6 protein-coding genes and 2 pseudogenes are annotated in these 10,607 nt (G+C 70.7%); 5 read left to right on the forward strand and 3 right to left on the reverse strand.

The window, feature by feature from the left end; all coding sequences use genetic code 11:
- Positions 1-15: 15 nt before the first annotated feature.
- The gene (locus ACFQS1_RS30090; protein ID WP_378974906.1) at positions 16-429 is read left to right on the forward strand and encodes a phage holin family protein; all 414 of its coding nucleotides are present in this window, start codon (positions 16-18) and stop codon (positions 427-429) included.
- Here the strand turns inward: ACFQS1_RS30090 and ACFQS1_RS30095 are convergent.
- Together ACFQS1_RS30095 and ACFQS1_RS30100 are read right to left on the reverse strand one after the other, a co-directional pair.
- Positions 371-1,345 carry an SGNH hydrolase domain-containing protein gene (locus ACFQS1_RS30095; protein ID WP_378974908.1) on the reverse strand — a complete coding sequence of 325 codons (975 nt, stop codon included), beginning with the start codon at positions 1,343-1,345 and terminating at the stop codon, positions 371-373. The genes ACFQS1_RS30090 and ACFQS1_RS30095 overlap by 59 nt on opposite strands.
- Positions 1,332-2,546 carry an acyltransferase family protein gene (locus ACFQS1_RS30100; protein ID WP_378974910.1) on the reverse strand — a complete coding sequence of 405 codons (1,215 nt, stop codon included), beginning with the start codon at positions 2,544-2,546 and terminating at the stop codon, positions 1,332-1,334. Before ACFQS1_RS30100 ends, ACFQS1_RS30095 begins: the two co-directional genes overlap by 14 nt.
- Before the next feature lie 102 nt (positions 2,547-2,648).
- Between ACFQS1_RS30100 and ACFQS1_RS30105 the strand changes: the two genes are divergently transcribed.
- The 4 genes and pseudogenes from ACFQS1_RS30105 to ACFQS1_RS30120 form a co-directional block, all read left to right on the forward strand.
- Complete coding sequence (locus ACFQS1_RS30105; protein WP_378974912.1) at positions 2,649-3,275, forward strand: hypothetical protein; 627 nt, start codon at positions 2,649-2,651, stop codon at positions 3,273-3,275.
- A gap of 8 nt (positions 3,276-3,283) precedes the next feature.
- Positions 3,284-5,215, forward strand: coding sequence for a flotillin family protein (locus ACFQS1_RS30110; protein ID WP_378974914.1), 1,932 nt, complete (start codon positions 3,284-3,286; stop codon positions 5,213-5,215).
- The gene (locus tag ACFQS1_RS30115) at positions 5,212-10,020 is read left to right on the forward strand and encodes a DNA repair ATPase (RefSeq protein WP_378974916.1); all 4,809 of its coding nucleotides are present in this window, start codon (positions 5,212-5,214) and stop codon (positions 10,018-10,020) included. The genes ACFQS1_RS30110 and ACFQS1_RS30115 overlap by 4 nt, the downstream gene beginning before the upstream one ends.
- 33 nt (positions 10,021-10,053) lie before the next feature.
- Positions 10,054-10,152 (forward strand): annotated as a pseudogene (locus tag ACFQS1_RS30120) (cupin domain-containing protein); the annotation flags it as partial.
- Here the strand turns inward: ACFQS1_RS30120 and ACFQS1_RS30125 are convergent.
- Positions 10,142-10,339, reverse strand: a pseudogene (locus ACFQS1_RS30125) (acyltransferase family protein); the annotation flags it as partial. The pseudogenes ACFQS1_RS30120 and ACFQS1_RS30125 sit on opposite strands and share 11 nt — an antisense overlap.
- Positions 10,340-10,607 lie beyond the last annotated feature (268 nt).

Here is a 10,607-nt window from a genome sequence, read left to right on the forward strand (position 1 = left end):
GGGTACTCGGCAGGCATGGCTACCCCGCTGGTCCAACAGCTCACCGATCAGGCCACCGCGCTGGTGCGCGAGGAGCTGGCCGCCGCGCGCAACGAGATGAAAACCAAGGGCAAGCGGGCCGCGATCGGCGCCGGCCTGTTCGGCGCGGCCGGCGCGGTCGCCCTCTACGGCATCGGCGCGCTCGCCGTCACGGTCGCCGCGGCGCTGGCCCTGGTCATGCCGGTCGGGGCCGCCGTGCTGATCACCGCGACGCTGCTGTTCGCGGGTGCCGGTGCGGCCGCGCTGACCGGAAAAGGTCAGATGACCAAGCCGCTGCCGGAGGAGGCGATCGCCAGCGGCCGGCGGGACGTCGAGGCGGTGAAGGACGCCATCAGGGCGCACGCGCTGCGGGATCGCTCCGGTCGAGGGCGTCCTCCAGCACGCCGTTGAGCATCCGGGAGTACGTCGCGGTGAGGTGGAACCGGTTGCGATAGACCATGACATTGCCGATCACCGGCGTGCAGATCGTCGTGCACAGCCAGGGCAGGACGGAGATGTAGTCGGCGCCGGCCTGACCCGCGGCCGAGCGATCGGCCGCGTTCCATACGCGCGCCGTCGCTTCGGTCTCCGTGGTGAAGCAGGCCGCCAGGTTCGACCCGTGCGCCGCCAGGCAGTCCGGCGCGCTCTGATCCAGCACCGGAGTGTCGCCGAGCACCACCACCCGGCCCGCGGCCGGCGACAGGGCCCGCAGCGTCCGGGTCAGACCCGTCTGCCATTGTCCGGGAGTGATCAGCTCGCCCGGGCCTGTTCTCTGCGCGAAGCTCTCATTGGTCACCACCACCAGCCCGGGCCGCGACCGCCGCACCCGGGCCAGCACGAAGTCGCGGAACCGCCCGCACTCGACGAACGGCCGCTGCTCCTGCTGGTTCCAGAAGCTCAGCGCCGGCGTCGGGCAGGCCGGCTTGCCGTAGAACTCGAGCCGCCAATGCCGTCGCTGCGCGATCTCCTTCATCGCCGGCAGCCACATCCCGGCGTGCGAGTCGCCGTAGAGCACCACCCGCTCCGCGCCGGCCGGATCGCCGAAGACGCACGGCTCGGCGATCCGGTCCCCGGCCGGTGCCACCTCGCATTTCTCGTTGTCGAAGCCGAGATCCGCACCGGCGCCCGCGATCGACGGCGTCAGGTCGGCCGGCACCTTGCGCAGCGCCGGCGCCTTGCGGACCGCGTCCAAGACGCCGGCCAACGCGATCCGGGGGACGGGCTGATCCGTGGGACGCGGCGCCGGCTGGCCGTCGCCACACGCCGCGAGCAGGGCCAGGATCACCAGGGCCGGCAGGAGACGCGTACGGGAATCAGAGCTGCACATGCGCGACCGGCGCTCCCAACCGGGGCGGAAACTGAGGCCCGTCGCCCGCCCCGGGCGACGTGGCCGACAGGACAAAGGCGACCGCGACCGGCGCCAGGATCAGTGCCGCGGCCAGCAGTGCGGTGCGCACCGGCGACCGCCGGAGCCGGCCGCTGCGCCGGATCGGGTTCTCCACCAGCGCGTACGTGACCATGGCCAGCACCACGCTGAGCAGCACCAAACCGGTGCGGGTGAGCCCGTTGAGCGGGCCGAAGGCCTGCCCGGCGATCGTCAGGACCGGCCAGTGCCAGAGATACAGCGAGTACGAGATCCGGCCCAGCCAGCACAGCGGCGCGATCCCCAGCACGGCGTCACCGCGGCCGGCCAGGACCAGCACGGTGCCGGCCACCGGAAGCGCCGCCGCGTATCCGGGAAACGGGGTGCCGTCGTCGAAGCTCAGCGCCGCGACGACGATCCCGGCCAGCCCGGCCCCCGCCATCGCCGCGGACAGGCCGGCCGGGATCCGGCTCAGCCGGCCGGCCACCAGCGCGAGCAGGCAGCCGGCCCCCAGCTCCCAGGCGCGCGTCGCCGGGGAGAAGTACGACCAGGTGACGCCCGACTGCCACACCGAGCAGACCAGCGACGCCGCGACCGCGACGGCCAGCACGGCCGGGGTGAGATGCCGCAGGCCCAGCCAGATCAGCAGGACCAGCAGCGCGGGCCAGACGAAATAGAACTGCTCCTCGACCGCGAGCGACCAGAAATGCTGGAGCGGCGAGGGCGCGGCCTGCGACTCCAGGTAGTCGACGCCCTGAGCGGCGAAGTTGAAATTGGAAGCGAACAGCGCGGCCCACCGGCCGTCCGAGGCGATCTCGTCGCCGCGGAGGAAACCGAGCCAGTGGTATCCGGCCAGGATCACGGTGACCAGCACGACGCTCGACGCCGGCAGGATGCGCCGGGCGCGGCGGCCGTAGAAACGCAGGAGCGAGAGGCCTCCGGTGGTGGCGGCCTCGCGCAGCATCAGGGAGGTGATGAGGAACCCGGAGATGACGAAGAAGACGTCCACCCCGATGTAGCCGCCGCCGAGGCCGGGCACGCCCGCGTGGGACAGGACGACCGCGGCGACCGCGACGGCGCGCAGCCCCTCGATGTCGGGACGGAAGGCGAGGTTCGGCCCGGCCGCGCGAGTCGCGGCCGGGTATCGGACCTCTGTCTCCGTCATCGAGAGCGACGTTAGCCGCCTAACCGGCCGAAACCGGTCATTGACCCAAATACGACGCGTCCGGCGAGACTTCCACGAAACCCCTGCGTAGCCGTCGAATTGGTGCTAGCGCGCGTTGACGACGCCTGTCACCATGACGGTCCACGACGACGGAACGGGGGCGTCATCAACGGGTTCATCGAGGCTGCGCTGAGCTTCCCGGCCGTGCTGTTCACGCCGCTTCTGATCATCGTGGTCGCGTTCTGGGTGGTGGTGATCGCGGGTGGCGCCGACCCCGAGGCCGACGCAGCCGGCGAGCTGCTGAGCTTCGCCGGGCTCGGCGGCGTGCCGGTCTCGGTCCCCCTGTCCCTGCTGGTGGTCTTCGCCTGGTTCGGCAGCCTGGCCGGCGCCGTCTTCCTCCCGGCGTGGATCGCGCTGGCCGCCGCGCTGGTGGTGGCCTGGTTGCTCACCCGGGCGGCGATCGTCCTGATCGGACGGTTCCGGCCGCCCGGCCCGGAGTCCCGCGCCGACTTCCTCGGCCGCACCTGCGTCATCCGCACCGGGCGGGTGACCCGCACGTTCGGCCAGGCCGAGGTGCGCGCCCCGGACGGCTCCTCCGCCATCGTGCAGGTCCGCCAGGCCGGCACGGACGAGTTGCACGCCGGCACCGAAGCACTGCTCTACGACTTCGACCCCGAAGGCGAGTTCTTCTGGGTTGTGCCCACCGATATCGCCACGAAAGAAAGTTGAGGTCCTCGATGGATGTGATCTCCACCGGCCTCGGCATCCTGATCGCTGTCGTCGTGCTCATCGCGCTCGGCGTGGTCTTCTTCCTGAGCCGCATGTTCCGCAAGGTCGAACAGGGCAAGGCGCTGATCATCTCCAAGGTGCGCCGGGTGGACGTCACCTTCACCGGCGCCGTGGTGCTCCCGGTCCTGCACAAGGCCGAGATCATGGACATCTCGGTGAAGACCATCGAGATCGCGCGGACCGGCCGCGAGGGCCTGATCTGCCGCGACAACATCCGGGCCGACATCCGGATCACGTTCTTCGTCCGGGTCAACAAGACCACCGAGGACGTCATCAAGGTGGCCCAGGCGATCGGCACCGCCCGCGCCAGCAACGAGACCACGCTGCAGGAGCTGTTCAGCGCGAAGTTCTCCGAGGCGCTCAAGACCGTCGGCAAGCAGCTCGACTTCGTCGACCTCTACACCAAGCGGCACGACTTCCGCGACCAGATCATCGAGGTCATCGGCACCGACCTCAACGGGTACAGCCTCGAGGACGCGGCGATCGACTTCCTCGAGCAGACGCCGCTGATGTCGCTGGACGCCAAGAACATCCTCGACGCCCAGGGCATCCGGAAGATCACCGAGCTGACCGCGATCGAGGCGGTGCGCACCAACGACTTCCGGCGCAACGAGGAGAAGGAGATCACCCGGCAGGACGTGGAGGCCAAGGAGGCGATCCTCGAGCTGCAGCGCCGGCAGGCGGACGCCGAGATCAAGCAGCGCCGCGAGATCGAGACGATCCGGGCCCGCGAGGAGGCCGAGATCGCCCTGGCCCAGGCCGAGGAGATGCTGCGGGCCGAGGGCGCGAGGCTCAAGACCCAGCAGCAGCTGGGCGTGCAGCAGGAGAACAAGGCCCGCGAGATCGCGGTGGCCGAGAAGAACCGCGAGCGGGTCATCGCGATCGAGACCGAGCGGATCGAGAAGGACCGCATGCTCGAGGTCATCGGCCGCGAGCGCGAGACCGAGCTGACCACGATCGCCAAGGACAAGGAGGTCGAGGCGGAGAAGCGCTCGATCGCCGAGGTGATCCGGGAGCGGATCGCGGTGGAGAAGACGGTCGCCGAGCAGGAAGAGAACATCAAGCGCCTGCGCACCGTCGAGGAGGCCGAGCGCACCCGCCAGGCCGTCATCATCAACGCCGAGGCCGAGGCGCAGGAGGCTCTGGTCAAGGACATCAAGGCGGCCGAGGCGGCGGAGGCCGCGGCCAAGTTCAAGGCCCGCGAGGAGCTGGTGCTGGCCGAGGCCCGGCAGCAGGCCGCCGAGCTCGACGCCCGCGCCGCGATCCGGCTGGCCGAGGGCAAGCAGGCCGAGGCGGCGGCGTTCGGGCTCGCCGACGTGCAGGTGCGCGAGCGCAACGCCGAGGCGGTCGAGAAGCACGGCAAGGCCGAGAACGTGGTGGCCCGCGAGAAGGCGATGATCGCGGCCGACGCGATCAAGGCGAAGCTGCTGGCCGAGGCGGTGGGTCTGCAGGACAAGGCGGCCTCGATGGCGGCGCTCGACGACGCCAGCCGCGGGCACGAGGAGTACCGCCTGCGGCTGGAGATGGAGAAGGAGCTCCGGCTGGCCGGCATCAACGTGCACAAGGAGATCGCCGAGGCGCAGGCCAAGGTCATCGCGGCCGGCCTGGAGAAGGCGGACATCGACATCGTCGGCGGCGAGTCGGTCTTCTTCGACAAGCTGATCGGCTCGATCACGCTGGGCAAGAGCGTGGACGGCTTCGTCGAGCACTCGACGGTGGCTCAGGCGCTCGGCGCGCGCTATCTCGACGGCGAGGGCGACCTGGTCGGCGACCTCAGCAAGGCGCTGGCCGGGATGAGCACCCAGGACGTGGCCAACGTCAGCGTGGCCGCTCTGCTGGCCAAGGAGAACAGCGCCAAGCAGAACAACAACGCCAAGTGACCGAGCCGGGATTGGACGCCGGCACCTACGAGGTTCTGCGCGCCCGCCTGGGCGCGCAGGCCAAGGAGCTGGCCGCCCGCGCCGAGGCGCTGAACGACAAGCGGATCGAGACGTTCGGCGGCCGGCCGATGACGCTGACCGGCACCGAGCGGATCCGCACCGAGAACAACTGCGTGCCGCGGGACATCGCGCACGTGGGCGGCGTGATGCTGTTCGGCTACAACGTCTTCATCGGGCTCAAGGCCGAGACGTCGATCGCGGACGTCTTCGCGGTGCACAGCTTTGCCGAAGGCGGCTTTTCCAAAGAAGAGAAGCCCGGCCTGCTCGACGATCCGGGCTTCCAGCGCGACTTCGCCGAGCTGTACCGGTACTACAAGGACACCAAGCTGCTGCAGCTGCGCCGGCTGGAGGGGCTGCTGCTCGCGGTGTTCCAGACCGGGGCGCGCGGCGACGACCTCAAGGTGCTGCGCTGGCGGGTGGCCACCGACGGCACGGTGTCCTACGTGGACAGTCGGGGGGAACGCGACCACGTGTTTCCGCCGGCGCACGACTTCGAGTGGACGCCGACCACCCGGGACCAGCACGTGCTGGGCCGGCACCCGCACGTCTCGATCGAGGACGTGGTCTTCGTCGAGACGGTCGGCGGCGATCTCACCATCAAGGTGGAGAACAACACCGAGAACGGCGAGGGCATCTACACCGAGCCGGTGGACGAGCCGCTGCAGAGCCTGGCCGACGCCGAGATCTCGTACGCGAAGCTCGGGCCTTTGATCTTGATCCGGGTGTTGCCCTACAAGGAGACCCGGTACCGCCACCTGGTGTTCAACACCCGCACCAAGGACGTGCGGCGGCTCGACGGGATCGGGCAGGCCTGCCAGCGGCTGCCGGAGGACCAGGGGATCATCTTCCCGGGCGGGTACTACCTGGCCACCGGCGTGACCCGGACGTTCGACGCGGTGACCGCCGACCTCGAGTTCGAGCGGGTGGTGCGCTCGGTCAACGGCGAGGACGTGCTCTACGTCTTTCACGCCCGCGAGTCGGGGCGCTACCTGCTGCTGCCCTACAACGTGATCCGCAAGGAGGTCGCCACCCCGATCACCTGCCACGGCTGGTCGCTCTTCGACGACGGCACGCTGATCGCGTTCCGGCACGACGGCGACGAGCCTAGCCGGGTGCACGCGATGCAGCTGTGGCAGACGCCGTACGTGTCGGACACGTTCGCGGCCGCCCAGCCGGCCGGCGAAGGGCCGCTGCAGCGGATCGGCAACGCCGATCTGGTGCGCGGCATCGCGGACGCGCTCTCGGTGGCCCGGATGGTCGAAGAGATGTCGCCTTCCGGGCCGGTCTTCGAGGCGATCATCGCGGCCTGCGGACGGCTGTTCGACCACTACTTCTGGCTCGGCGAGGCGGAGCTGGAAGACCTGGCCGCGCCGCTGACCGAGGTGCGCGCGACGGCCGAGCAGGTGCTCGACGAGTTCGAGTCGGTGCAGCAGCTCACCGCGCAAGCGCTCGCGGCCGTCGAGGACGCGGAGACGGCCGCGACGACGCTGATCCGGCGGGCGCGCAACGACGCGCCGAGCGCGACCGACGGCTGGATCGCGCTGCTCGCCGAGCTGCGCGCGCAGCAGGGCCATGCGGTCACGCTGCGCGAGATGCGCTACGCCGACCTGGCCAGGCTCTCCGCCCTAGAAGATCAACTCTCGCAGGAGGTCGACGCCACCGCGGCCCGGGCCGTCGAGTTCCTCCGCCGCGAGGACGCGTTCGCGGGCTATCAGCAAGCGGTCGCGGCGCTCGTCGACGAGGCCGCGGCGATCCCGACGGTGGCCGCGGCCGCGCCCGTTGCGGAGCGCCTGACCGAGCAGGCGGACGGGCTGCAGGTGGTCATCGACGTGGTGGGCGGCCTCGAGATCGCCGACGCCACCGTGCGGGTCGCGATCCTCGAGCGGATCGGCGAGGTGCTCGGCGGGGTCAACCGGGCCCGGGCCACCCTCGACGCGCGCCGCCGCGACCTGGCCGCCGCCGAGGGGCGCGCCGCGTTCGCGGCCGAGTTCGCGCTGCTCGGACAGGCGATCACGGCCGGGCTGGCGGCGGCCGACACGCCGGATCGCTGCGACGAGCAGTCGGCCAAGCTGATGCTGCAGGTGGAGGCGCTCGAATCGCGGTTCGGCGACTTCGACGACTTCGTGGACCAGCTCACCGCCAAGCGCACCGAACTCTACGAGGCCTTCGCGGGCCGGCGGCAGAGTCTGCTCGACGAGCGGGCGCGGCGGGCCGACCGGCTGGTGGCGTCGGCGCAGCGGACTCTCGCCAGCGTGCAGCGGCGGGCCGCGTCGCTGTCCACCCTGGACGAGGTCAACACCTATTTCGCGACCGACCCGATGGTGGGCAAGCTGCGGTCGGTCGCCGGCGAGCTGCGCGACCTGGGCGACACCGTGCGCGCCGAGGAGCTCGACGGGCGGGTCAAGGCGGCGCGGCAGGACGCCGGTCGGTCGCTGCGGGACCGGCTCGACCTCTACGGCGACGGCGGCCAGACGATCCGGCTCGGCCGGCACACGTTCGCGGTGAACACCCAGGCCATCGACCTCACGCTGGTGCCCGACGGCGCCGAGCTGGCCTTCACGATCACCGGCACCGACTATCGCGCGCCGATCCGCGACGCCGCGTTCGTGGCCGAGACCCGCCCGTTCTGGGACCAGCCGCTGATCTCCGAGAACCGGGAGGTCTACCGCGCCGAGCACCTGGCCGCCGCGATCTTCGCGGCGGATCCGGCGACTGCAGCGGCCGCGCTGGCCGATGGGTCGATTCGAGATCTCGTACGGCGGGAAGCGGAGTCCCGCATCGACGAGGGCTACGAGCGCGGGGTGCACGACGCCGACGCGGCCCTGATCCTGGACGCGGTGATCCGGCTGCACGCGGCGGCCGGCCTGCTCCGCTACGAGCCGTCGGTGCGGGTGGCGGCCCAGCTGTTCTGGGCCTTCGAGACGACCGCTGAGCAGCGCACCGCGTGGACCGTTCGGGCTTCGTCGCTGGCGCGGGCCCGCTCGGCGTTCGGCTTCTCCGGGGCGCTTGACGATCTTGCGCGCGAATTGCCCGTCGACCCGCTGGTCGGCGAGTATCTCGCCGAGGAGCTGGCTACCGGAAACTCCGGATTCATCACCTCGGCCGGGGCGCGCACGTTTCTCGACCGCTTCCATCGGACCGGCCGCGGCTACCTCGACGACCTGGCGGCGCTTCCCGACGTCGCCGCTCGCCGTCAGTTGATCACCGGCTGGCTGACCGCGTTCCGGGCCGCCAACCCGGCCAGCGGCACCGAGGACGACCTGGTCGAGGCGGTCGCGATCGAGCTGACCGGCACCCAGATCACCCGGTACGACTCGGCGGCGGCCCTGGAAGCCACCGTGGAAGGGCTGCTCGGCGTGCATCCGCGGATCAGCGGCGGCAAGCTGACCATCCGGCTCGACCGGTTCCTGACGACGACCCGGGCATTCCGGGAGACCGGGGTGCCGGCCTTCCGCGCGTACCAGAAAAAGCGGACCGCCCTGGCCGCCGCCGAACGCACCCGCCTGCGTCTCGACGAGTTCGAACCGGCGGTCCTGACCGCCTTCGTGCGGAACCGGTTGCTCGACGAGGTGTATCTGCCGCTGATCGGCGACAACCTGGCCCGGCAGATCGGCGCGGCCGGCGACGCCAAGCGCACCGACCAGTCCGGCCTGCTTCTGCTGATCTCGCCGCCCGGCTACGGCAAGACCACGCTCATGGAGTACGTCGCCAACCGGCTCGGCCTGGTCTTCGTCAAGGTCAACGGGCCGGCCCTGGGGCACGCGGTCACCTCGCTCGACCCGGCGGCGGCGCCGAACGCGACCGCGCGGCAGGAGGTGGAGAAGATCTCGTTCGCCCTGGAGATGGGCAACAACGTGCTGCTCTACCTCGACGACATCCAGCACACGTCGCCCGAGCTGCTGCAGAAGTTCATCTCGCTGTGCGACGCCCAGCGGCAGATGGAGGGTATCTGGAACGGGTCGACGAAGACCTACGACCTGCGCGGCAAGCGGTTCGCGGTGTGCATGGCCGGCAACCCGTACACCGAGAGCGGGCAGCGGTTCCGGATCCCGGACATGCTCGCCAACCGGGCCGACGTGTGGAACCTCGGCGACGTCCTGTCCGGCAAAGCGGACCTGTTCGAGATGTCCTACCTGGAGAACGCGCTCACCTCGAACCCGGTGCTCGCGCCGCTGGCCACCCGGTCGGCGGAGGATCTGCCGCTGCTCGTGCGGCTGGCTTCCGGGGACGCGAGCGTGCGGCCGGACCGGCTGTCGTACGCCTACTCGGCGGCCGAGCTCGACCAGGTGCTCTCGGTGCTGCGCAAGATGCGGCACGTGCAGCGGGTGGTGCTGCGCAACAACCAGGCCTACATCGCGTCGGCGGCGCAGGAGGACTCGTCGCGCACCGAGCCGCCGTTCCGGCTGCAGGGGTCGTACCGGAACATGAACAAGCTCGCCGAGCGGATCGTGCCGGCCATGAACGACGACGAGGTCGAGGCGGTCATCGACGACCACTACGCGGGCGAGGCGCAGACGCTCACCACCGGCGCCGAGGCGAACCTGCTCAAGCTGGCCGAGCTGCGCGGACGGATGGCCCCCGAGCAGGTGAATCGATGGGCCGAGGTGAAGGCCGGCTATCTGCGGGCGCAGGCCCTGGGTGGCGGCGGTGAGGACCCGCTCTCGAGGGCGGTCGGCGCGGTCGGGCTGCTGGCCGATCGGGTGAGCGACGTGTCGTCGGCGATCGGGCGACTGCGGCCTTCTTGATCTCCGCCGGTCACCCTCTACGGCGAGTCGGTCTCGGTGGGTGCCGGCGACCTGGTGCGGCTGTCCGCGGGCACCGAGACGACGTGGGAGGTCACGTCGCCGCTGCGCGGCTCTACATCGCCTAAGTCTTGAGTCGGGCGCTCGTCCGCCGACCGGCGTACGCCGCGAACGCCAGCCAGTAGACCGGGTAGAGGCGGAAGAACCGCCGGGCGGCGAAGACCGGCAATGACTGCCCGGCCAGGCTCAGCGGAATGACGTAGCCGCTGACCAGGAAGAACGCGACAACCCCGACCCGGCCCAGGTCGAGGTTGTCGTGGGTCCAGGACGTCCGCCACCGACCACCAACTGCCGGACGTCGCGCTCAGGGCCACTTCGACATACCGAACATAACGTCCCCAAGAGAGGGCTCGCGGCGGCCGTCCAGCCGGCTTTGCTCTGCTTACCCGCAGGAAGCGCCCACTTGCTCTGACCGGAAAATAGAAGCTTGGCCATGGTGGGGTGTTTGGGCAGGTGGGGGTGCCGGGCCGGTGGCCGGTCCGGGGTGGCGTGTGATGTGTTCAGGCGGCGGCGGTGAGGGTGACGGTGTA

Origin of the sequence: Paractinoplanes rhizophilus (assembly GCF_042664765.1) — a bacterium.
Taxonomy (GTDB): domain Bacteria; phylum Actinomycetota; class Actinomycetes; order Mycobacteriales; family Micromonosporaceae; genus Actinoplanes; species Actinoplanes rhizophilus.